The 21,205-nt window shown below is 51.8% G+C and carries 22 protein-coding genes; 6 read left to right on the plus strand and 16 right to left on the minus strand.

All coding sequences use genetic code 11. The annotated features are described in order from the left end of the window. Positions 1 to 187: 187 nt before the first annotated feature. The 3 genes from IXB28_RS05810 to gntT (IXB28_RS05820) form a co-directional block, all read right to left on the minus strand. Complete coding sequence (locus IXB28_RS05810) at positions 188 to 961, minus strand: TIGR00297 family protein (protein WP_215617588.1); 774 nt, start codon at positions 959 to 961, stop codon at positions 188 to 190. Positions 962 to 1,004: 43 nt separating this feature from the next. Next, positions 1,005 to 2,351, minus strand: a complete 1,347-nt coding sequence (gntT, locus tag IXB28_RS05815) for a guanitoxin biosynthesis MATE family efflux transporter GntT (protein ID WP_215617589.1) — start codon at positions 2,349 to 2,351, stop codon at positions 1,005 to 1,007. Positions 2,352 to 2,541: 190 nt separating this feature from the next. Further along, positions 2,542 to 3,909: a guanitoxin biosynthesis MATE family efflux transporter GntT gene (gntT, locus tag IXB28_RS05820; protein ID WP_215617590.1), complete on the minus strand. Its 1,368-nt coding sequence runs from the start codon at positions 3,907 to 3,909 to the stop codon at positions 2,542 to 2,544. A 163-nt stretch (positions 3,910 to 4,072) separates the two neighbouring features. On the opposite strand from gntT (IXB28_RS05820), the gene IXB28_RS05825 reads away from it, so the two are divergent. Together IXB28_RS05825 and IXB28_RS05830 are read left to right on the plus strand one after the other, a co-directional pair. After that, positions 4,073 to 4,474 (plus strand): hypothetical protein, encoded by a 402-nt coding sequence (locus tag IXB28_RS05825; RefSeq protein ID WP_215617591.1) that lies wholly within the window; start codon positions 4,073 to 4,075, stop codon positions 4,472 to 4,474. Positions 4,475 to 5,002: 528 nt separating this feature from the next. Next, complete coding sequence (locus tag IXB28_RS05830) at positions 5,003 to 5,368, plus strand: thioredoxin family protein (RefSeq protein WP_215617592.1); 366 nt, start codon at positions 5,003 to 5,005, stop codon at positions 5,366 to 5,368. Between the two features lie 18 nt (positions 5,369 to 5,386). Here IXB28_RS05830 and ribD read toward each other — a convergent pair whose 3' ends face one another. Continuing rightward, on the minus strand, positions 5,387 to 6,490 hold the full coding sequence (gene ribD / locus IXB28_RS05835) for a bifunctional diaminohydroxyphosphoribosylaminopyrimidine deaminase/5-amino-6-(5-phosphoribosylamino)uracil reductase RibD (RefSeq protein ID WP_215617593.1): 1,104 nt from the start codon (positions 6,488 to 6,490) through the stop codon (positions 5,387 to 5,389). Between the two features lie 54 nt (positions 6,491 to 6,544). Between ribD and IXB28_RS05840 the strand changes: the two genes are divergently transcribed. Then, a complete protein-coding gene (locus tag IXB28_RS05840; protein ID WP_215617594.1) occupies positions 6,545 to 6,781 on the plus strand; it encodes a hypothetical protein in 237 nt (78 codons plus the stop codon). Positions 6,782 to 6,877: 96 nt separating this feature from the next. Here IXB28_RS05840 and bioF read toward each other — a convergent pair whose 3' ends face one another. From bioF to IXB28_RS05855, 3 genes are all read right to left on the minus strand, one after another. Next, positions 6,878 to 8,089 carry an 8-amino-7-oxononanoate synthase gene (gene bioF / locus IXB28_RS05845; RefSeq protein WP_215617595.1) on the minus strand — a complete coding sequence of 404 codons (1,212 nt, stop codon included), beginning with the start codon at positions 8,087 to 8,089 and terminating at the stop codon, positions 6,878 to 6,880. Between the two features lie 14 nt (positions 8,090 to 8,103). Next, a complete protein-coding gene (locus IXB28_RS05850) occupies positions 8,104 to 8,577 on the minus strand; it encodes a hypothetical protein (protein WP_215617596.1) in 474 nt (157 codons plus the stop codon). A 126-nt stretch (positions 8,578 to 8,703) separates the two neighbouring features. Further along, positions 8,704 to 9,120 carry a hypothetical protein gene (locus IXB28_RS05855; RefSeq protein ID WP_215617597.1) on the minus strand — a complete coding sequence of 139 codons (417 nt, stop codon included), beginning with the start codon at positions 9,118 to 9,120 and terminating at the stop codon, positions 8,704 to 8,706. A gap of 588 nt (positions 9,121 to 9,708) precedes the next feature. Between IXB28_RS05855 and IXB28_RS05860 the strand changes: the two genes are divergently transcribed. Together IXB28_RS05860 and IXB28_RS05865 are read left to right on the plus strand one after the other, a co-directional pair. Then, positions 9,709 to 10,299, plus strand: coding sequence for a sulfite oxidase-like oxidoreductase (locus IXB28_RS05860; RefSeq protein ID WP_215617598.1), 591 nt, complete (start codon positions 9,709 to 9,711; stop codon positions 10,297 to 10,299). Positions 10,300 to 10,424: 125 nt separating this feature from the next. Next, on the plus strand, positions 10,425 to 11,210 hold the full coding sequence (locus IXB28_RS05865; RefSeq protein ID WP_215617599.1) for a cobyrinic acid a,c-diamide synthase: 786 nt from the start codon (positions 10,425 to 10,427) through the stop codon (positions 11,208 to 11,210). A 27-nt stretch (positions 11,211 to 11,237) separates the two neighbouring features. Here IXB28_RS05865 and IXB28_RS05870 read toward each other — a convergent pair whose 3' ends face one another. Both IXB28_RS05870 and IXB28_RS05875 read right to left on the minus strand, forming a co-directional pair. Further along, the gene (locus tag IXB28_RS05870) at positions 11,238 to 11,492 is read right to left on the minus strand and encodes a hypothetical protein (RefSeq protein WP_216862988.1); all 255 of its coding nucleotides are present in this window, start codon (positions 11,490 to 11,492) and stop codon (positions 11,238 to 11,240) included. 236 nt (positions 11,493 to 11,728) lie between these two features. Continuing rightward, positions 11,729 to 13,327: an ATP-dependent DNA ligase gene (locus IXB28_RS05875; RefSeq protein WP_215617600.1), complete on the minus strand. Its 1,599-nt coding sequence runs from the start codon at positions 13,325 to 13,327 to the stop codon at positions 11,729 to 11,731. 206 nt (positions 13,328 to 13,533) lie between these two features. Between IXB28_RS05875 and IXB28_RS05880 the strand changes: the two genes are divergently transcribed. Next, positions 13,534 to 14,157, plus strand: coding sequence for a LabA-like NYN domain-containing protein (locus IXB28_RS05880; protein ID WP_215617601.1), 624 nt, complete (start codon positions 13,534 to 13,536; stop codon positions 14,155 to 14,157). On the opposite strand, the gene IXB28_RS05885 is transcribed toward IXB28_RS05880, so the two are convergent. From IXB28_RS05885 to IXB28_RS05915, 7 genes are all read right to left on the minus strand, one after another. Beyond that, positions 14,154 to 14,789, minus strand: coding sequence for a type I restriction endonuclease (locus IXB28_RS05885; protein ID WP_215617602.1), 636 nt, complete (start codon positions 14,787 to 14,789; stop codon positions 14,154 to 14,156). The two genes, IXB28_RS05880 and IXB28_RS05885, sit on opposite strands and share 4 nt — an antisense overlap. 77 nt (positions 14,790 to 14,866) lie before the next feature. Continuing rightward, complete coding sequence (locus IXB28_RS05890) at positions 14,867 to 15,085, minus strand: hypothetical protein (protein ID WP_215617603.1); 219 nt, start codon at positions 15,083 to 15,085, stop codon at positions 14,867 to 14,869. Between the two features lie 37 nt (positions 15,086 to 15,122). Further along, complete coding sequence (locus tag IXB28_RS05895) at positions 15,123 to 16,118, minus strand: hypothetical protein (RefSeq protein WP_215617604.1); 996 nt, start codon at positions 16,116 to 16,118, stop codon at positions 15,123 to 15,125. Position 16,119: 1 nt separating this feature from the next. Then, complete coding sequence (locus IXB28_RS05900; RefSeq protein WP_215617605.1) at positions 16,120 to 16,491, minus strand: PadR family transcriptional regulator; 372 nt, start codon at positions 16,489 to 16,491, stop codon at positions 16,120 to 16,122. Positions 16,492 to 16,725: 234 nt separating this feature from the next. Continuing rightward, a complete protein-coding gene (locus IXB28_RS05905) occupies positions 16,726 to 17,211 on the minus strand; it encodes a DUF4198 domain-containing protein (RefSeq protein ID WP_215617606.1) in 486 nt (161 codons plus the stop codon). A gap of 411 nt (positions 17,212 to 17,622) precedes the next feature. After that, a complete protein-coding gene (locus IXB28_RS05910) occupies positions 17,623 to 19,422 on the minus strand; it encodes a serine/threonine protein kinase (RefSeq protein WP_215617607.1) in 1,800 nt (599 codons plus the stop codon). A 336-nt stretch (positions 19,423 to 19,758) separates the two neighbouring features. Beyond that, positions 19,759 to 21,099 carry a TldD/PmbA family protein gene (locus tag IXB28_RS05915; RefSeq protein WP_215617608.1) on the minus strand — a complete coding sequence of 447 codons (1,341 nt, stop codon included), beginning with the start codon at positions 21,097 to 21,099 and terminating at the stop codon, positions 19,759 to 19,761. Positions 21,100 to 21,205 lie beyond the last annotated feature (106 nt).

Genomic DNA, 21,205 nt, shown 5'->3' on the forward strand with positions numbered 1-21,205 from the left:
TAATCATACTTTCACCACTGGTCAAAAGGAACCCGGAGCGGCCATAAAAAGCTTCTATCAATGGTGTTAGAAGCTTTGATGTTTGTAACCCTGGGGCTAATGGAATGCGGAAGTTGGAATTCGGCAGTCGGAAAGGGAGGGGGCCGAACTCCAATGGTTTCCTGCTCCTGTCAATGCCTTTGGGGCTTTAAATAATCAAGACGGTGCCTAGGGCGATCGCAACCACAGCCCCAATCAGCGTATTGATGATGTTCACCACATCGTGGGTGAGGCCGGGCAGCTTGTCCTCAAGGGTGGCCCCAATCAAACTTTCGGCGGTGGTGGCCACAAGGGCGGCGATGGCGCAGATCACAATACCCACCCCAGGCATAAAGCCCAGACCCCAGGCGGACACCGCCAAAATTAGCGAACCCACCACCCCGGCCAGGGTGCCCTCCAGGCTCACGGCACCTTCTGTGCCCCGAGGCACCGGCTGCAGGGTGGTAATCAAAAAGGTGCGGCGACCGTAGGCCTTGCCAATTTCCGTGGCCGTCGTATCCGATAGCTTAGTGCTGAGGCTGGCCACAAAGCCTAGAACCAGCAGCGACGTTAGCTGCTCCACCGACAGACCCGCCCAGGTGGCCGAGGTCATCCCCACTATCCAGGTCAGCAGGGCGCATATCGCCGCCGTTAGGGCCGCCCCCCACACGTTGCCGGGGCCCCGCACACCGCCCCGTTCCTCGGCGATGCCCGCCGCTTCCTTTTCGGCAAAGCCCACTTTGGTGACCGCAGACCCCACACCGAAATAGATCAAGATCACCCCATAGGCCTGCCAGCCTAAACAGCCCCAGACAATCACCCCTAACACCCAGGCATGGAGGTAGCCCATGGGGGTGAGTAGTTTCTTGGGGCTGGCGAAGGCCAGACCGACCAGAATTGTATTTAGGCCAAGGGCCATCAACCAAGGATTTTGCATGGGCATAGAGTTGTAGCGATACGACCGCCAGACCGCCTACGACGAATATCTAGGACGACATCGTGGTGGGTTCTGGCAAAGGGGTATTCACCAATTTGTACACCAAAAACAGCATTAATACTGTCATGTAGGCGGTCAATGCGGTCCATAGCAAATAGCTACTTTGCCAATAGGTGGCCAGCAGGGCCAGGGGAATAAAACCGAGGCCGAACCCCAAAATGGCCCCATTGCGCAGCACCGCCCCTTCCTTCAGCCCGATGAAATACCCTTCCAACATAAAGGCCACCGAGGTAATGCTCAGCAGGGGCACCAGCCAGGTGGCATCGCTGCCCATGGCCGCGCTCACCTCGGTGTGGCTGGTGAGTAGGGAAAAGGTGGTGCCTGGGAAGAACACGGCGGTGAGGGCAAAGCCGAGGGAAATGATCAGGCTGGTGACAATGGCGGTTTTGAGCACGGGCAAACATTGGTCGGTTTGGCCCTTGCCCTTAAAGTTGCCAATTAGGGTTTGGGCCGTCATGCCCACCCCCTGCACCGTGAACTGGCTGAGCAAAGCAATTTGCAATAGCAGGCCATTTTCCGCCAGGGAGGCGGTGCCAAAGGTGGCGCTGAGGTTGGTGAAGATGGAATAGGCGGAAATTAGGGCTACGAACCGCACCAGAATATTGCCCTTAAGAATCAGGGTAGAGGTGAGGGCCTGGCGATCTGGCACCTGGGCCATGGCTTTACCCAAAACCCTCCAGTCAATGGTTAGGGCCACGGCCACCAGCCCCACTAATAGCCCCAGATATTGGCTTATGGCGGTGGCGATGCCGGCCCCCGTACTTTCCCAACCCCAGCGGTTGATCATCACGTAGTCCAGCAGCACGTTGGAGCCGTTGACCATGAGGGAAATCAGAAATACGATGCCATTTTTCTCCCGTCCCAGAAACCAGCCAATCAGTACAAAATTGAGCAACACGGCGGGGGCACCCCAAATGCGGGCATTAAAGTAGGCCAGACCAGCCTGCTCGGTTTCCGGTGTCCCAGACAGCAGGGTAAACCCTAGGGTGTGGATGGGATATTGCAATAGCAGAATGACGGCTGCGATCGCAAGCGCCACCACCCCGCACCGCAGTATGGCCGTTACCATGCCCACGGCGTCATCTTCACCCACGGCATTGGCCGTTAGGGTATTGGTGCTATTCCGCAGAAACTTGAGGATGCGGTAGAGATAATCGAAGAGAATACTCCCCAAAATCACCCCGGCCAGATAGTGAATATCCGATAGATGCCCTAGAAAAGCCGTATCGCACAGACCCGCCAATGGCACCATCATGTTGGAAAACATGCCCACGGCGGAGAGTCGATAAAACCGGGGTAAAAACTGTTTGTACGTTGCCGGAATAGCGGAGACCATAAATCTAATCGGCACCCGATGCCGTCCATCCCCTAGTCGGATAGGAGCGATTTCAAGGGCCGTGGGGTAACGATAAGTAACGACTGATTAAGAGACGTTAACCGATGAACGTTAACCTTTCGTTAAACTCCAGTTAAACCGCTGCTGGCGCATGGGCACTGCTGGCCAATGGGCGAAAACATGGCCGGCCTTAATTCATTGGCTGTCCTGAGGCGACCGGCGAGGTGGCGGTTTGGACCTGGGGCAGGGTGACTAGCTTATAAATCAAAAACAGCATCAACACGGCCATGTAGCCCGTTAAGGCACTCCATAGCAGGTAGCTGTTCTGCAGGTACACCGCCACCAGCGCCAGGGGGGTGAACCCAAAGCCAAAGCCCAGCAGCGCCCCATTGCGCACCACCGCCCCTGCCTTCAGGCCAATAAAATAGCCTTCGAGCATAAATGCCACCGCCGTAATGCTCAGGAGGGGCACCAGCCAGACGGCATGGTCCGCCATAGCCTGACTCACATCCCTGTGGTTGGTGAGCAAGGCAAACACGGTGCTGGGGAAGGTCAACATGCAGACGGCAAAGCCTAGGGCCATTAATAAGCTGGTAACAATGGCGGTTTTGAGCACGGGCAAACATTGCTCCGTGCGACCCTGGCCATGGAAATGGCCCACCAGGGTTTGCACCGTCATGCCCACCCCCTGCACCGCAAACTGGCTCAGCAGCGCCACCTGTAAGAGCAATCCATTTTCTGTCAGCGATAGGGTGCCAAAGGTGGCGCTGAGGTTGGTAAAGATGGCATAGGCGGAAATAATCGCGATGTAGCGCACCAGCAGATTGCCCTTCAGCATCAAGGTGGAGCCCAGGGCCTGGCGGTCGAGCACCTGACCCATGACCTGGCCGATTTTGGCCCAGTCAATGGTGAATGCGACGGCGATTAATCCTGTGATTAGCCCCAAATATTGGCTGCAGGCGGTGGCTAGCCCGGCCCCAAAACTTTCCCAGCCCCAGCGGTTGATCATCACATAGTCCAACAGCACATTGGAGCCGTTGACCACTAAGGACAGTAGCAGCACCAAGCCATTATTTTCCCGGCCTAAAAACCAGCCGATCAGCACAAAGTTGAGCAATACGGCCGGGGCACCCCAAATGCGGGCATTGAAATACTCTAGGCCCGCTTGCTCTGTGGCATTGACCCCCGATAGCAGGGTAAAGCCTAGGTGCTGAATGGGGTATTGCAACAGCAGAATCATGGCTGCGATCGCAAGCGCCACCACCCCACATCGCAGCAGAGCTACAAACACTCCAGTGGTATCCCCCTGACCCATGGCTTGGGCCGTCAACGCATTGGTGCTGCTGCGTAAGCTTTTGAGGATGCGATAGAGATAATCGAATAATATGCTGCCCAGAATTACCCCAGCCAGGTAGTTAATATTCGATAGATGCCCCAGAAATGCACTGTCACACAGCCCTGCCAGGGGCACCATCATGTGGGAAAACATCCCCACGACGGAAAGTTGATAAAACCGAGGTAAAAACGATTTATAAGCGGCTGGGATAGCGGAAATCATAAGGTTGTAAAACACCTGGCAATCTCAATCACCCGGCTTGATTTAATATTCTCTTAACCTAACCTTAATGCCGTCTATTTGGCCCAGTCAACGTAAGGTTTGCCGTGCCAGGGGGGTGGCTTACGGTATAGAATGCTTGTACTGCAAGTGTTTTAGCGATTTTATGGATGCCATCGAGAAGCTCATCACCATGGCCGAGGATGAGCTGACCCAGTACAGCACCGAGGCTCGAAAAATTGAAAAACTGCGGCCTAAGGTGGGGTTGACGGTGCCCTATCCCCAGCAGAAATCAGTTAGGGAGCAGATCGAATCCAGCATCCCCACCAATATCTTTGCCAAAATCGTTGAACGCGATCGGCAAATGGTGGCCTTACCATTCTGGGGAATTGCCGGTTTGGGGCTGCTATTGGGGATTTCCATGCATCAACCCCTGGATTTTGCGGCTACAGGCATTGGGTTTTATGTTGCCTTTGCGATCCAATCTTGGGGCTGGAAATTAGAAGCAAAGCGCCTAATTGTAAAAACCCTAGATTTTATAGAAGAAGAGATGTCAAACCAGACATAGCAGGCTGTTGCTTTGGGCTCTGGGCCTGGCGAAGGAGATAGCATTGGCCGCCCAAGGTTGGATGGGAAAAGTTACCATTTGCGATCGCCGCTATCTTCTAAAGTTCGTAAAAATACGGATCGATGCTACACATTGCTTAATCTTTTTTTAGATATTAATCGAGCAAAAAGCCTGTACAAACATCGCTATTAGTGGTCCAATATCTCTATCTGTAAAAGGCTTTTCAGCGTTCAAAGACAATCTCTCAGTGTCTGGTGAAGCTGATCAGCTTTAGCCCGGTATTTGTGGGATACCGTTGCTGATTTAGGACATAAACTGATCTGCGAAAGGTGCTTTATGCCAATGTTTTTCGGATTGAGTTACACCAAGAATTTGCAACGTCATAAGTTTTTTCGCTGTTGACAGTCGGCCTTTCTTGTTATGGAAAGTGCACAATCATGCTGCAATCCCCTTTCGGGATTGTGCCTTTCTTAATAAGATTAGAAATACTAAAAGATTTTTATCAATACTGACAATAATTAAATGTCAATGACAATTACCGAAGACAATTTCGAAAGCTTTGTGTTCGCTTCTCCTGTGCCTGTATTGGTGCATTTTTGGGCGCCTTGGTGTGGTTTATGTCGTCGTGTAACGCCTTTGCTTAATAGGTTTCAGCAAGAATGGTCAGGTCAGGTTCATGTCCTAGATATTAATGCTGATGAAAACCTTAAACTCGCTAACCACTATCGCCTGCAAACGCTACCCACGCTTTTGTTTTTGGAAAAAGGGCAGGTGATTCAGCGTTTTGATGTATTGCGTAATCGCGATGAGTTTATGCGTGCCCTCGATTTGCTGATGCATCGCTATAAATTGGAGCTTGGGTTTACCAAGGAAGCCGGTCTGCTAGATAAGTAAGCGGCTGTGGCCGGTCCTTTAGCATTGAGCCTTTAAATAACCTTGAATTAGCCAGTCGGGCCCAATTTTTTCTAGTTGGGTGTGGTGTAGGTCCAGGGCTTCTGGCATGGTCATTAGCCCCATATTGCCGATGGGCGTGGGGGCTTGGGCTCCGCCGATTAATTTGGGTGCCACAAAGGCCCATACTTTTTGGATCACCTGATGCTGTAGGGCTGCCGCCGCTAACGTGCCGCCACATTCCCACAAAAGTGTGGACAGGCCTCGTTTATATAGGCAGTTGACTACGGCCTGGGGCGTTAAGGTGGGGAGCTGCACAACGTCTACGGACTCTGGAAGGCTGCTAGCGGCCCTAGGGGTTTCTGTAAATACCAGCGTCGGGGCAATGTCTGTGTGCCACAGGTTTGCCTGGGCCGGTAGCTGCAGCTTGCGACTCATGACCACCCGGAGCGGGTTGTGGTCTGCAAGGCCATGGGTTGTGAGTCGAGGGTTGTCCTGGCGTACCGTATTGCCCCCCACAATAATGGCGTCGCACTGGCTGCGTAGCCGATGCACCCGTGTGCGGGCTGCTGGGCTAGTAATCCAGGCACTGTGCCCCGTATCCGTGGCAATTTTTCCATCCAGGGTCATGGCATATTTCAAAATGCTAAAGGGCTGGTGGTGGCGTATGCGATGAATAAAGGCTTCATTGAGTCGTTCACAGGCGGTGGTTTCCACCTCGGTAATTACCGTGACCCCAGCGGCGCGCAGTCGCTGAATCCCGCCACTGGCTTTGGGGTTTGGATCTGTCATGCCAATGACTACGGTGGCGATGCCTGCCTGTAAAACGGCTTCTGTGCAGGGGGGGGTGCGGCCAGTGTGGTTACAGGGTTCAAGGTTGACGTATAGTGTTGCTCCTTTAGCGGCGGCCCCCGCGGCCCGCAAGGCAAAAACTTCGGCGTGGGGCTGGCCCACTTGGGGATGGAATCCTTCTCCGATGATTTGTCCGTTTTTAACCACGACTGCCCCTACCATCGGGTTTGGCGTAGTATGGCCTGCCCCCTGGGCTGCTAGCTCTAGGCAACGATGCATCATGGCGCTGTGGTCTAATGCATCCTCCCTGGTTAAATCATTGGAAGCAATCATCGGGGTAAATCCCTTAGAATTTTGTATGACAAGAAGAGTTATTAACATAACCCCATGACTATCGAGAATACTAGTGCCAACGGGACGGTAGACTGTGCCGTCGACTGTGTTGAGGGCTGCGTTAAAGGGGATGAATGTCCCAATGAAAAATACACCCAGGAAGCGTCTAGTTTTATTGAAAATACGTCCCTGGATAAAATGTTGGAAATTGCTGAAGAGGCCCTACGCAAAAAGATTGTGGCCCGCGCAACAGAGCCGCGTAAGTGGATAATGCCAGAAGATTTGGAGTAGGCGAAGGCTGAATTTGGACTTTTGAATTCGGAATTCAGAGCGTGGAACTCGGAAGGGGGACGTATTCCGAATTCCGCCCGCGGGCTTTTGGGGCAATCATTCTGCTGGGTGTGGATGCTCGGCAGGGGGGCAACCCTGGCCGGCCATGAGTGGTTGTATGGTGTGCACTAGTCGATCGATGTCTTGCTGGCTGTGGGTGGCCATGACGGTCATCCTGAGGCGACTGGTGGGCACCGTGGGGGGCCGGACAGCGGCAACAAAAATCCCCTGTTGTCTGAGCTGTTGTCCTAAGGCTAAGACGGTGGCGGCATCTTTGACTGGAATGCAAACGATGGGGGATTCGGAGTCTAAATACTGAATCTGTAGCTGGTCTAACTGTTGTCTCAGGTAATCTCCATTGTGGGCTAGCTGGGTGAGTCGGTGGGGCTCTTGATGCAGGATTGCGATCGCAGTCCGAGCCGCTGCCGCGTCCGCTGGCGATAGGCCAGTGGTATAAATCCAAGTGGCGGTGCGATTGCGCAAAAAATCAATCAGCTCAGCCGACCCAGTGACATAGCCCCCCAAGCTGCCCAGGGCTTTACTCAAGGTGCCAATTTGCACCAGGGGCCGATGGCGACAATTTAGATATTCCACGGCACCACCACCCGTTGCCCCCAATACCCCGGTGCCATGGGCTTCATCCACCAACACCATGGCGTTCCAACGCTCGGCCAGGTCAAGGATAGCCGGCAGAGGACACAGATCTCCGTCCATGCTAAAAACGCTGTCGGTGACCACTAAACAGCGCCGATGGTGCGATCGTCGCTCACACAGACACTGCTCCAATTGTTCTAATCTGTTGTGTTCGTAAACAACGACGGTGGCACCGCTTAGGCGAGCGCCCATCTGTAAACTGGAATGATTGTATTGGTCGGCCACAATCAGATCGCGGTGATCGACCAGGGCGGCGATTGTGCCCAAATTAGCTAAATAGCCAGAACTAAACACCAACGCAGCTTCGGTTCCCTTAAGCCTAGCAATGGCCTGCTCTAGTTCGTCGTGGATGGGGCGATGACCGCTCAGCAGCCGTGAACCAGTGCTGCCAGTGCCATAGGTTTTAACCGCCGCCGCCGCCGCCGCCGCTAAGCGGTCATCGCCCGCCAGGCCCAAATAATCATTGCTGGCAAAGTTTAGACAGGGACGCCCCTCAAGGGTGATCGTCGTCCCCCCCTTGCCCTCAATCGGTTGCACTTGGCGATGCCACTTAGCTCGCTGCAGGGTTGCCAACGACTTAGCAATCCACCCATAGGGGCTGGCGGCCTTAGCCATGGGGCAGCCCCGGCTCAAGGGCGTCGGGCCGATAGAGGAATCCAGACGTCTGGCTCGCCTGCCACACCGACTCTGCCATTTTCCGAAAAGCTAATGACAACAAACTCAACATCCTCGTGGCTAACTTGCAAATAGCCCTCTGCCCACACATCAAAATAATCAGTGCCGTTAACAGCCCTAATATTGTAAATCCCCGGCTTCAGCTTAAACCGCTTGCTTCGCTGTAGACCACGGGGAGAAAATACACGGCGATTGTCGAGGTAAATATCGGCCCAACTGCTTCCTCGAACAACAATTTCTACGGTGACTTCGCGTTCTTCAACGGCTCTATCGTCATCATCACGTTCGTCGTTGTCGTCCCGATGGTCGGCGGGATAGTAGATAGCGTTGTTTCGAATAATGGTGTCGGCATTAGCCGGCGTGGTGAAAAAATAGCCCCCCAGGCTAACGAAGAATGCGGCTAAGGCCAGTGTGGGTCGACGAGTCATAAGGATACGGATGCAATGTACTCATGGTGATTAAATTTTTGCTGCGTCAGATCTCCATCAAGCTGTTGCCAGACAATTCCAGATGGAGCGTGGAATTAGTTGCTAACTTGAGCTATCAGCGTTGGGCTAACGTCGCTGGGCCGCAACGGGAATCCAAGCATAGGGATCTCCGGCAATGCGGACCCCCCGGTCTGAAAAATTAATGACGACGATATTCGTGTCATCTCGGCCAATATCTAAATAGCCTTCTGCCCACACATCAAAATAATCAGTGCCCGTAATTTTGATTTCGTAGGCCCCTTCTCGAAACGTAAATTGCTTCCGTCGGTTGGCATTGCGAGGTGAAAAAATGCGACGACCATCCACATAGACATTGGCCCACTCGCTGCCCTGGGCAATAAACTCCACCGTTACCCGTTTTCTAGCAGGGCGGCGGCGGCGTTCGTGCACGGGATAGCGATGGTGGGAATCCCTAGGGGAATCTCTATAAATAATGATTTGGCCTGCCTCGGCCATGGTGGCGAGAAGAAAAGGGGATGCCATTAGCCCCAGTGCCCCTAGTTTGAGCCATTGGTGTCGTTTCATAGTAGGTTCAATGCGCTTAGATTGCAGATGAATGGCTGTTTTTATACTAAGTCCATTCCCAAAACGTCCTGATTTCAGTAGCCAGATAATCAAAGTGGTCAGACGGACGGAACCGCCTCATCTGGCTCACGTTGCAGGACACCATGATGATAGAAAAACTCTCTCGGATACCGCTTGTAAATTCCGATGATTTACAACACATTTCCCTGGTAGAAAAAGCTTTGATGCGATCGTTCGCTGGAAGTGATGCGCCCTTTTCAACAGTCCCCGCTAGCTGAGCGGAGTCGAAGCTAACCCCAACTAATGGTCCTTTTCAATAGTCCCCGCTAGCTGAGCGAAGTCGAAGCTAACCCCAACTAATGGTCCTTTTCAATAGTCCCCGCTAGCTGAGCGAAGTCGAAGCTAACCCCAACCCAATGGTCCTTGCAACTTTGCTATGGCTGGTTATTGCCTGGCGTTACTTAAATCGCTTTACAATAAAAACGATAAATATTTTCTCCCTAGCACTGTTAGATTCCATTTGCTTGGGATATAGCCAGCGTTTCCATGAAATTTTTTGAAAAACCGGGTCCTGAGTTAGCCGATCGCGTACCCCCTGGACAGCATTTAGCCAAAGGGTTTCCTGTCTTAACCTATGGCCCCACCCCAGAAATTAACCAGGCCGAATGGCGGCTCAAACTGTCTGGTTTGGTCACTGAAAAATCCCTAACCTGGGATGAGCTGATGGCCCTGCCGCAGCAGGAGTTTACGGCGGATTTTCACTGCGTAACCACCTGGAGTAAGTTAGACGTCACCTGGCGGGGCGTCAAGGTGACTGACCTGCTGGCAACGGTGGATGTGGATCCGCAGGCCGTTCATGTTATGGCCCACTGCTACGGTGGCTATACCACCAATGTGGCCATGGCAGATTTTGCGAGACCCGAAAACTTTTTAGCCCATACCCTAGAAGGCGACCCCCTGCCCCCCGACCACGGCGGTCCTCTACGCCTCGTGGTGCCCCATTTGTATGCTTGGAAAAGTGCAAAATGGCTCAGCGGTCTGGAGTTTTTACCAGAGCCCGCCCCCGGATTTTGGGAGCGGAACGGCTACCACATGCGGGGCGAACCTTGGGCTGAAGAACGTTATGGCGATCTCTAGGAACCCCAGAGTTTCCTGATCGTCATTCTAAATATCTGTAAAACTTTGCAGTTGGTCTATTCTGATCAGCCTTTGCTAAAGGGCTAGCGCACTTTGCGATTCCACCCGGTACCCCCACAGGTCGCATGTCCGCAATTAATAAATTTCACTCGAAAAAGATATACAACCAGCAGCTCATTGCCGCGTTACCCTCGGAGGCACAAACCTGGCTGGCTGGATTGCCCTGGGTGCAGCGGCGTTACGTGCTGTCCCTGTGTCATGTTATGTGTGCCACCTCCCCAGAAGGGCAGGCTCAATTTTTAGACGAATATACCGCCGATGGCGTGGTTTCTCGCTTTATCCACGATCGGGCTACCCAGCAGCGTATTTACCATCACCTGCGGCGGTTTAGCATTAAAACCAAGCTGACTGAATCTGTTTTGCGGCGCTACGTACGGCAGTTTTATGTGCACGAAGCTCAGATGCGCCAGCGGCAGGGGCATGCATATCTAGAAGCCGTACTACGCCTGATGACCGATGGCCAAGAACATAATCGTGTTCTGAGCTATATCCTGGGTTTTGAATTGCTGATATTGCTGTTCGGTATGAGTTGGGAGCAGCATGAACGTTTTTATCGCCTGCAACCCAATCAAGAAGACTTTTTTAACCTGTACATTCGTCCTGTGCAGCAAGCCCATCGCCTCAATGGCATCATCATTCCTAAGGATGAAGAACGCTTTTTTGCCCGCCGAGATTATTTTGTCCGTATTCCTCAGCTCAAATCCGGTCGTGCGGTGGCATTAATTATGGCCAGCTTTGCCCCTGACCAAATTGGCCAGCTGGGGGCTAGCATTATGCGCCACGAAAAAGCGCTCCAGTTTGACTACGAACATATATTTCAGCAGGCATCCGATGCTGCTATCTTCGAGTAGCGGGAAGCTGCGCCGCCCCGTTGGCAGCTAATCGAAGATGCGAACCGCCCCTGCTTGAATGGCATCAAATAGGCGATTGATTTGTTGCCGCTCCTGTTCATCCACGGTGCCGTCGGCCAATACCATTTTGGAAAGGGTTTGATATTGACTGTAGGTCAGGCGTTTCGTGCGGATAAGTTTTTCTACCAGCTGCGCAACGTCGTCATGCTCTGTGGGAATTTGTGAATCTGTTTTGGCGGGGCTGGCTGCAGAATTAGCCGCTTTTTTAGAAGAGTTTCTCATCTTGGTTTTGAACTCTGTGCCCGAACTATATTGGCATCCTACCGGAAAGCTAGGGAGCTTGATCGAGTTTGTTGGGCAGATACTTAATTTTGCGGACGAATTTCAGATGTGTACGTCCCATGGGGGAATCTGCTAATTCTTTTGAGGAGATAAATTATGGCGCTGCTGCTCAGGATGCTGGCATCTGAACGATTTATTCTCTCAATTGGTAACTTGTTTGCCCCTATGACCCTTGGCTATAAAAGGGCCATGGCCGTTTCTAGGGAATCTGCTTCCTGAATGGGTTTATCGTGGCGCCACCGTAAAATGCGAGGAAAACGCACGGAAATGCCTGACTTGTGGCGTTTTGACTGGGCAATGCCTTCAAACCCGATTTCAAAAACATGGGTGGGTTCAACGGAGCGGACGGGGCCAAAGCGTTCCTTGGTGTGGCGACGAATCCACTTATCGAGGGTGGAAATTTCTTTGTTATCTAAGCCGGAATAGGCTTTTGCAAAGGGCACTAATTCTTCTCCATGCCAGAGGGCAAAAGTGTAGTCCGTAAATAGGTTGGCCCTTTTCCCACTGCCTGCTTGGGCGTAGATCAATACCGCATCTAGGGTCATTGGATCCACCTTATATTTCCACCAGTAACCGCGTTTTCGACCTACTAGATAGTGGCTTTCTATGGCCTTTAGCATTAAGCCTTCTGCCTGGTGCTGGCGGGCCTGGGTTCTGAGGGTTTGCAGGGCTTCAAAGCTGGTAAAGTCCACCGTTTGGGAATAACTCATGTTGGCGGCGGGGTGGGTGTCTAATAGAGCCGTCAAGAGCTGACGCCGCTGCTTGAGCGGGTGGTCTCGAATATCTTGCCCCTGGTGCTCTAGGAGGTCATAGGCTAGAAAGTGCACCGGATTGTCGGCCATAAGTTTAGGGCCCACCCGTTTGCGCCCCAGACGTTTTTGTAGATGGTTAAAGTTCATGGGCCGCTGACCATCCCAGCAAACGATTTCTCCATCTAGTACGGTGCCTGGGGGAAGCGCCTGTAGCGGTTCGGCAAATTCGGGAAACTGATGGGTGATTAAATCTTCGCCACGGGACCAGATAAAATGCTCCCCGGCCCGATGAATCATTTGGGCCCGAATGCCGTCCCATTTCCATTCGGCTTGCCACTTGTCCATGGCTTCATGGGCAAATTTTTCTACATCTATGGGGGAGGCTAGAAAAAATGGATAGGGTCGGCTGGGTACCGTTTGATTGGGGTCGTTACAGAGTAGCTGCTGGTAAAATTCCACCGACGGGGTGAAATCTCCCATTAATCTATGAGTGAGGACGTCGGCGGGAATGTCATAGGCAGCGGATAGGGCTTTGACCACGAGTTTGCCAGAGGCCCCTACGCGAAAGGCACCGGTTAAGATTTTATTGAGCACAAAGATTTCATAGCCGTCTAAACTAGCCCACCATGAAAGAATTAGTGTTTGTTGTTCGTTGTCGCCACAGGCTTTGACTTTGGGAATAATGGTTTCTAGCCATTGGTGCAGGGGCTGATTTTGAAACTCTGCTACCGGAGTGGGTAGGGGGGTGTCGGCTAGGAGCAGGGCAATGGTTTCTGCTGAATCGCCCACATGGGCATAGCTAGCGGCAAATAGCCACTCGGGCATATCGGAGGTTTGTAAAAAAATATCCCGCAATACCCTTGAGGTGATTAAGCGTCTACGGGTTTTTCCTAGAAATAAATAGAGAGCCCAAACGGCATTGGCTGCTGACTCTTCGGAAAAATATTGTTTGAGGGCTGCAACTTTTGCATTGGTGGAGGTTGTCCCATCCACCGCCTGAAAAAGTTGGGTAAATCGTTTCATGGATATTTGAACAGCTTGCTTGAGTAATGTAGCGAACCTTGTGGGAAGCGTCCAAGGGAATGGATTAGCGCTAATTGCGCATCATGGTGGAAAGATGAACTTTTGAAGATGATGATAAAATCTTAAGAAATAATTAATATTTCATACTATCCTCGATATATTAGCCTGCACATTGCAGTGCGAATAGTCAGCTGCTATCGATTTTTATGGTCAATAATATTGAACACAACGGAGCTGCTCGGGCATCGTCTAATGTCCCATCCGAGCGTCTGAGTAGTGATAGGTTTCAGTTGTCGCCCGACGGTCTATTTGCAAGCCAATTACAGAGTCAATTGCCGGAAAGTCGCGATCGCATGGCTGTCCTTGTCGATGGGGCAAATTTGTTTTACTCCGCCTCCTATTTGGGCATCGAAGTAGACTACATTCGCCTGCTACAGGCTTTGGTGGGACGGCGACGGTTGTTGCGGTCCTATTTTTATACCGGTGTGGATCCTAAAAATGAAAAGCAGCGGGGCTTTTTGCTATGGCTGAATCGCCATGGCTATCGGGTGGTTAGCAAAGATTTGGCCCAAGTGTCCGATGGCTCGCGGCGGGCAAACCTGCATGTGGAGATGGCCGTGGATATGCTGCAACTGGCGGACCATTGTGAAACAATTACCCTGCTCAGCGGGGATGGTCATTTGACCTATGCGGTGGATGCCCTAAGCTCTCGTGGGGTGCGGGTGGAGCTGGTGAGTTTGCAGTCGATGACCAGCGATACGCTGATTGATCTGGCGGACCAGTATACGGATCTGGCGGAGCTGCAGGATAGTATTTGCAAGCGAGGCTAGGGATTGGCGGAAATCGCTAGCTGCCCCAAATGCTTTAACACTTGCAATACGTTGTATAGATTGTTGCCCTGGTTAAGGAGTGAGAACAGATTAGACCGACTGTATCGCACCCCATCACCAGGGTTTTTTATAACTTTCAAAAATAGAAACTCACTGCCATTTACGACCATCCCAAAGGCTGGCGTCGTTGGTGCTGCCAACATATAGGCCAGGGTTTGGGGAATAGCCTTAGTGATGGAAAATTCTGAGTTTTTAGCTTCAATGACTGTCACCCAAAGTTTATCCTGGAGTACCAGGACATCAATGGAGCCTTGGATGGTTTCCCCTTCATCCGCTGCTGATACTTGAATCAATGTTTCGCCATCGACTCGGAAGGGTGGGGCGTAAAATCCTGCCAGATCAAGCATGGGGGAGAGTACCACCATTTTGACGATGCTTTCCATGACCGGAGATTCCAGCAGGTATAGGTAGTTGCGTTTAACCCGATCCAAGGCTTGTTGCTCAGATTCACTGAGGGAGGGCAACGCGTCCTGCCACTCGGTGAAAAAGGACGCATCGTCAGTGTATTGAAGCTGATACCGTTCTTTTAGATCGGCTAGCTTGATTTTTCGAGCTGCAACGGTTTGAGTCATAGTGGTTGCCCATATTGTGCCTAATTATGACGTGTCTTTTAGATGATTGAAGCAGTCAACCATTTGAGAGCTTTTGGTCAGTCTTCGTCTTGGGCTGTCATATCTACTACTGTGTTCATCGTATCGACAGGCTGATCTTGAGTTGTTGAATGCACTAGAAGACCAGAGCTAAGCAGTAAGGTGACAACAATAGAAGCCAGCTTAATAAAATTCGCGCCAGAGAGTCGAAGCGAGAACTCAATTCCATCGCTTGGCGGTGCAGGCGGTGGCGGAATCGGTTGCTTTTGACCAAACATAAGGTTACTCCTTGGTATTGTGCAGTCGATTTAGAACTCAGTCGTCAATCGTGTGGTCTTGGCCTGAACCCAGAAACAGGTTGTCGATTTGCATTTGGACATAATGCACCCAAAGTAGAAAGACAAATTCATAGATCAACCGTCGTCGAATTTGCCAGGTAGATGTGTTGGTTTTCTTTAATCGACGTTGCAAGTAGCCCAGTTCGGCAACACATTCTTCTGGAAGAAAAGCAATGAGATTTGCAGTATGTGGTAGGTTTGACGAGCCTTGAAGTCTGGTAAGCATCACCACTAAACCAATCAAGACTAAAGTCGATAAACTCAGCAGAATCCCTGATTGCATTAAAGAACGGGCACGATTAGGCTCACGACTCAAGAGAGTTTCTAACGTGTTTCCTTGTTGCAGCGTGAGTTCATGAGTTTTCTCTAACTCTGTCGCAATAATAAGTACGAGGAAGTTTTTGTTAGCCCGACTCAATGTTTGCCTAAGCTCGTGAGCCCGATCCAGATCCTGAGCCAGATCCAGATCCAGAGCCCGATCCAGAGCCCGATCCAGAGCCAGATCCAGATCCCGAGCCAGAGCCAGAGCCAGATCCAGATCCCGAGCCAGAGCCAGATCCCGATCCAGATCCCGATCCAGATCCCGATCCAGATCCCGAGCCCGATCCAGAGCCAGAGCCAGATCCTGAGCCCGATCCAGATCCTGAGCCAGAGCCAGATCCTGAGCCCGATCCAGATCCTGACTCGTGTCTAAACGTTGAAATACTATCTGAGTGAGTTTTAAGTTGCGTTCTTGAGAGATTCTGCGAATCGTTTCGATGGCTCTGCTTAGTTTCTCCTCAGACGTGCCCTCTTGTCCTATGATTTCCGTCGCCTGAGAATACTCTAAAACCCACGAACGATGTACAGGACGGTGCTTGAAAACACTTTGCACTTGCAATGCACAAAAGCCAAAGACTAATAGGCCACCAACGCTAATTAACACCCGGTCTCGCCACAGGTTTCGAAGCTTACTCTTAATATGCTTTTCCACTTCAAGCCCCTCCCCACATAGCCGGAGCCTCAGCCGCTCTTTGAGCCAGCGATGCCCGATACTCCTGCACCGCTCTTAAGGACCTGGCCCCTAAACCAGTCACCTTGTAATACTTGCGGCGAGCACCTCCTGACTCATCCACCTCATCGCCCCATTGCCAGGACACCAACCCTTTCTTCTCAAGGCGATTCAGGGCAGGGTATAAGCTGCCAAACTTCAGCTCACTGGGGCGATCCAGGTTGAGTTGGTCTAATATTTCCAGGCCATACAGCTCACGTCCCAGCAATGCGGTGAGGACATCCTCATCGATGGCTGAGATACGTACTGGTTTTTGATCCTTATCATCAGGACCTTTCTTTTTCTTGGCAGGCATAACACCAACCTCATTACAGACATCGATTTAATATCGACATCTACATACTATTGTAAAAACATATAATTGTGTACGTTTTTAGAAAAACATTTGAAAATCCTTTTTGATGAACATCTATGGAGGTTAGTTCAATGACTTATGGAAAACAATTTTGGATGTCAAAAACAAACTGAGCAGTCGTGAAAGACGACTGCTCAGTGCTCAGAATCTATTGGATGAATGAAAAAAGGTTGGTTACCTAGCGCTTTTGAAACGACGTACTAAGCCCAGCGTTAGCAATGTGCCAAGGGAGAGAACCCATCCTAGATAAGATGTGCTGCCATAGTGAATATCCGCATCACCCGCATCGCTAATCAGCTCATCCGCCACCCCAGCCTCATTTACCGGCACCGTCAAAATATCCCCATGGCCCTGTTGCTGAATCGTCACTTCCCAATCCCCCGTGAGTGACTGGTCGGGTCTAAAACTAAACCGACCGTCACCGTCAGTGATGCCTTGGGTCCAGGGAGTAACCGGATTATTGGGCGAATACACATTCACCTTGGCCCCTTTTAGGGGCTTGCCATTGCTAAAGGTGCTTTGCATATTCAGCACCTGCTGGGATTCGGCACTGGCAAACTGCTCTAGTACATAGTTGGTTTCTACCATATGGGCCGACGCTTTACCCGCGACGCTCAGCATGCCAAATACGATGAACGGAGTCAGTTTGCGAAGTGACATTGCACAAATCCTTAAAAGTTACGTATACCGATTTATCTGTAGCCAGGAATATAGACCCCTATAGGCAAAAGTAGGTTGACCTAACTAGCTATCAGAAGTCACAGACCCCTCAAGTCCCCTAATACTGGGGGGCGGCTAGATTCAACCCGGTATTTTGAGGGCAAAATCTGCCAAGTTAAATTGCTTGCTCATATCTTAATCAATAAAAGATTGAACTCACCTACTTATTCCTCAAATATATCAATAGCTATCTTGGCTGACCCGGAATGTAGTCAAAGAGACTAACGTGCACCCTGATAATTTATTTTTGGAGAGAATATGGCAACAACGTTTGCAAGCATAGCCGTCTCGCCTGCTAGCTGGGCGAAGTCGCAGCTAAAACCAAGCCAGTGCCTTGGGCTGAGGGCGAAATTACGGACGAATTAAACGCCGTTCTACTTTGCGCCGGTAGTTGGCAATGGCATTGGCCCGTTGGATGGGCACATAGGCCAACATCGTGCCAATGCCCACCAGGTTAGAAATTAAGGCGAAGGTGAGCCAGGGGCTGCTTAGTCCCAATCCGAGGCTAATCCCCAGACCGAGGCCCAGCAAGGAGGTGAGCAGCGACAGGCCAATGGCCTGCTTGGGTTGAAATCCCTTCAGCCAAAACCGATCCACCGTTAGTCCGGTCATAACTCCGAGGACACTGCTGCCAAAGATGCCCAGGCCCAGGGTGATGGTGGCGGTGATGCCGTCTATGAGGGCGACATTTAACCCTAAACATAGGGGGGCAACTAGGGCCACCAGGGAGGCACCCAGAATCAAAATGGTGCGGGAGGCGGGGGAATTGAGTTTGGCTTCGTGGAGTAACCAGCTGGCGATCTGGAGCCCGACACCGCTACCAAAAAGGGTGAGCAGGATGAGGGTGTTGATTACTCCGGGGGTAAGGAGAATATTGGGGGCCAGGGAGGTGAGTACCCAAACGGTGACCCAGCAGGCGGCTAAAAGGCCGGCCAATAGCGGGCAGGGAGTGCCCTGGTTGCGAAAGGGCAGGGGCGCTGTTTTGACGGCCAGGTTGAACGAATACATGCCTGAGTTGGCATTGCTTTTCAGCATCAGTTTGCGTTCATAGGTTTGGCCCATCATCAGCTGGCTGGTGTCAATCTGAATCTGAGTGGTGACGTTATTGCCGTTAAAGTTTTCTGGGAAAAAGCGAATCCAGCTGTGGCGACCGCCCTGGATAGTGGGAGGGTCGTTGACGTCTTGGGCCACGTGCCAGTTGCCTTGGAGGACGGTGGCGGGCACCAGATTGTTGAGGGTGACTGCCGTGGTAATAACCTCGCCGCGTTTCTGAGCTGCGAGATCTAAGTTGGTGGTGCTCACCCGTAGCTCTGGCTGGCGCAACCCGTGTTCTGGAATGGCATCTAGGGCTTCCCGTGCATTTTCGAACCGATTGGTCAGCCGGGGGTCGACCATTTTTTCGAGCCACTTGATCCAATGGGGGCTGACGTCGGCTTTGAGTTTGTTGAAGTCGACACGGTAGCTAATGTCCACCAGGCTACCGACCTGATCGGTGGGGGTGTTGGTGAGCAGGCAGAGCAGGGTCATGCCTAAACCATATAGGTCGGAGGCCTCGGTGAGCTGGCGATTAAAGATTTGCTCCGGGGGCATAAACCCCAGGGTGCCTTTGACGACGCTGCTGACGCCGACTTCGCCATCGCCGATGCGGGCAAAGCCAAAGTCTACGAGGTAAACGTCTAGCTCTTCGCCGACGAGAATATTGGCGGGCTTAAAGTCGCGGTGGATGATGGGGGGAATGCGATTTTGCAAGTACGATAGGATTTCGAGACATGAGATCGCAATGGTGCGAATTGCTTCAGGCCCAAAGCTGCGTGGGTTGGCTAAACTCAGCGCATGTTTATATTCCTGCACCATGCACATGCCATCATCATCCTGAAAAAAGCCCAGGTATTTAGGAATGCCAGGATGCTGTAAGTTCTTGAGAACCTGAATTTCTTGTCCTAAGGAATCATAGTCAACCCAGTGGGCCGAAGCGCGAGCAAACTGAAACTGTTTGATCACGACCGATTGTTGCGTTTCCAGGTGGGTGGCTAGATAGGTCACCCGCCCCCCCGCCCGATTGGCCCCTAGCTCGGAGCGAATATCGTAGCCATGGCTGGAAAAATCCGGCAGGCTAATGTCCTCAGACGAACCTCTAGTAGAAATTGTCATTCTTACAACATCAGTAAGACAGTAGGTACTATCACTAACTGACCTGCCATCGCTGAAATATGTTTCAACTTTGGAACATATTGTTACAAAACACGTTCAGTTGATGGCGTTTGATGGTGATTTAAACCATCGACTTTTGGCCAATTGTGATTTCGATAGATAGTAATACACCAAATTAGTTTGGTCTATTGTTCCCCCGAAGTCACTCTCCCAACCCCATAGGCCGTCTTGGCTAGACTACCCACCCGTTGCCTAGGGTGGATAGGGTAAGACTGTGATGATTGTGTGTTTAAACCATCGCTCCTTATCCTAATGGCATGGGCACAACGCTGATGCCTATTCCCCAGTAATGGATAAGTCGTCTACCCATACGTGGGGAGCAACGCCGCTGGAGGTTACCTTTTCGTCGGGGGAGACATAAATAATGGACTGCAGTAGCTGACGAAAATCGCCAGCGACGGTGGCTGATTCAATGCTGGTGCGATCGCCCTTGTTCACTAGCCAACCATCAAAGGGTAGGGAAAAGGATCCCTGCAGGGCATTAACGCCCGCATGAAGAGCTTGTAAATCATCGATCAGAATCACATTGTCGGCGGTTTCGAGAGCGTAGCTAGCCGCCGCTGCATCTCCCTGGGTGATGTGCAAAAAATTAGACCCCACACTTACCTTGGCGCCGATGCTGGCGTGGCCCGTGGGCTGTGCCCCCATGCGCTTGGCGGTGCCGGCACTGTGGAGAAAATTGGTGAGTACGCCCTTTTCGATGATGGGTAGTCGGCGGGTGGGGGTGCCTTCTCCATCAAAGGTTTCGGGGCTGATGTTGCCGGGGTGGAGGGCGTCGTCATAGACCGACAACAGCGGTGAGGCCACCGCTGTTGTAAGGCTCTCGGCGGTGGATAGGCTGCGCTTATCTAGGACGCTTTGGGCGTTGTAAAGATTGCCAAAGGCACTGACCAGGCTTAAAAAGGCCTCCGGTGAAAAGACGACGCGGTATTTGCCGGATTCGATTTTTTTGTAGTCTAGGTGGCTGAGGGTTTTGTCGGTGGCTTCTTGCAGGCAGCCGTCGATATCTAAATTGTCGGAACCGACGCCAATGCGGACGGCATGGCCAGAACGGGGTTTGCGACCCTCTTGCTCGGTCTTGGTATAGAGATAAACCGAGGCGGAGGTGCGTTCTTCGCTGCGTTGGGCGCCAGCGCTATTGACATAAAAATGTTCGACGGCGCTTTGGGCAATGCCGTTGTAGGGCACCGCTGCGATCGCATCATGGGCATTCAACAATGCCTGTTCGGCCTTGACCAGCTGTTCGATCAGCGTACCGACGGGGGCGGGGTCCGCCAGGGCCACATCCACATCCGGGAGAGGGGCTGTGGCTTCGGGGCTAAAGTCAGGGATATTTTCCGTGGCACCAAAGGCGCTGGCTTCTGAGGCTGTTTTTAGGGCCAGCTCCAGGCCGCGCTCATCCACATCGGTGGTGGATGTCACCCCCAGACGTCCCTGGTCGTTCCACACCCGCACCGTCACACTGGCGCGGTTAGAGGCTTTCACCTGTTTGGGTTCGCCTTTGTCCACCTGCACGCTGGTGCTGTCGGTGGTGGCACCATAGATGTCGTATTTTGTAATGCCCAGGCGCTGGGCAATGGTTTGGGCGTTGGCAGAGATTTCGATAACTTTTGACATGGATTAACAGATTGGGAATGAAGAGACTGTTGTTGAGTACAGGTATTAAAGAAACCGGGTTCTTGTATCAGGCTTCTTGACTTTTTTTCGACACCTTAAAAAAGAA

The sequence above is a fragment of the Leptothoe kymatousa TAU-MAC 1615 genome, from assembly GCF_018739865.1.
Taxonomy (GTDB): domain Bacteria; phylum Cyanobacteriota; class Cyanobacteriia; order Phormidesmidales; family Phormidesmidaceae; genus Leptothoe; species Leptothoe kymatousa.

Bases quoted from the DNA above. Each gene is read 5' to 3' on its own strand.
- IXB28_RS05810 (WP_215617588.1), bottom strand. From the start codon at position 961: ATGCCCATGCAAAATCCTTGGTTGATGGCCCTTGGCCTAAATACAATT.
- gntT (WP_215617589.1), bottom strand. From the start codon at position 2,351: ATGGTCTCCGCTATTCCGGCAACGTACAAACAGTTTTTACCCCGGTTT.
- gntT (WP_215617590.1), bottom strand. From the start codon at position 3,909: ATGATTTCCGCTATCCCAGCCGCTTATAAATCGTTTTTACCTCGGTTT.
- IXB28_RS05825 (WP_215617591.1), top strand. From the start codon at position 4,073: ATGGATGCCATCGAGAAGCTCATCACCATGGCCGAGGATGAGCTGACC.
- IXB28_RS05830 (WP_215617592.1), top strand. From the start codon at position 5,003: ATGACAATTACCGAAGACAATTTCGAAAGCTTTGTGTTCGCTTCTCCT.
- ribD (WP_215617593.1), bottom strand. From the start codon at position 6,490: ATGATTGCTTCCAATGATTTAACCAGGGAGGATGCATTAGACCACAGC.
- IXB28_RS05840 (WP_215617594.1), top strand. From the start codon at position 6,545: ATGACTATCGAGAATACTAGTGCCAACGGGACGGTAGACTGTGCCGTC.
- bioF (WP_215617595.1), bottom strand. From the start codon at position 8,089: ATGGCTAAGGCCGCCAGCCCCTATGGGTGGATTGCTAAGTCGTTGGCA.
- IXB28_RS05850 (WP_215617596.1), bottom strand. From the start codon at position 8,577: ATGACTCGTCGACCCACACTGGCCTTAGCCGCATTCTTCGTTAGCCTG.
- IXB28_RS05855 (WP_215617597.1), bottom strand. From the start codon at position 9,120: ATGGCATCCCCTTTTCTTCTCGCCACCATGGCCGAGGCAGGCCAAATC.
- IXB28_RS05860 (WP_215617598.1), top strand. From the start codon at position 9,709: ATGAAATTTTTTGAAAAACCGGGTCCTGAGTTAGCCGATCGCGTACCC.
- IXB28_RS05865 (WP_215617599.1), top strand. From the start codon at position 10,425: ATGTCCGCAATTAATAAATTTCACTCGAAAAAGATATACAACCAGCAG.
- IXB28_RS05870 (WP_216862988.1), bottom strand. From the start codon at position 11,492: ATGAGAAACTCTTCTAAAAAAGCGGCTAATTCTGCAGCCAGCCCCGCC.
- IXB28_RS05875 (WP_215617600.1), bottom strand. From the start codon at position 13,327: ATGAAACGATTTACCCAACTTTTTCAGGCGGTGGATGGGACAACCTCC.
- IXB28_RS05880 (WP_215617601.1), top strand. From the start codon at position 13,534: ATGGTCAATAATATTGAACACAACGGAGCTGCTCGGGCATCGTCTAAT.
- IXB28_RS05885 (WP_215617602.1), bottom strand. From the start codon at position 14,789: ATGACTCAAACCGTTGCAGCTCGAAAAATCAAGCTAGCCGATCTAAAA.
- IXB28_RS05890 (WP_215617603.1), bottom strand. From the start codon at position 15,085: ATGTTTGGTCAAAAGCAACCGATTCCGCCACCGCCTGCACCGCCAAGC.
- IXB28_RS05900 (WP_215617605.1), bottom strand. From the start codon at position 16,491: ATGCCTGCCAAGAAAAAGAAAGGTCCTGATGATAAGGATCAAAAACCA.
- IXB28_RS05905 (WP_215617606.1), bottom strand. From the start codon at position 17,211: ATGTCACTTCGCAAACTGACTCCGTTCATCGTATTTGGCATGCTGAGC.
- IXB28_RS05910 (WP_215617607.1), bottom strand. From the start codon at position 19,422: ATGACAATTTCTACTAGAGGTTCGTCTGAGGACATTAGCCTGCCGGAT.
- IXB28_RS05915 (WP_215617608.1), bottom strand. From the start codon at position 21,099: ATGTCAAAAGTTATCGAAATCTCTGCCAACGCCCAAACCATTGCCCAG.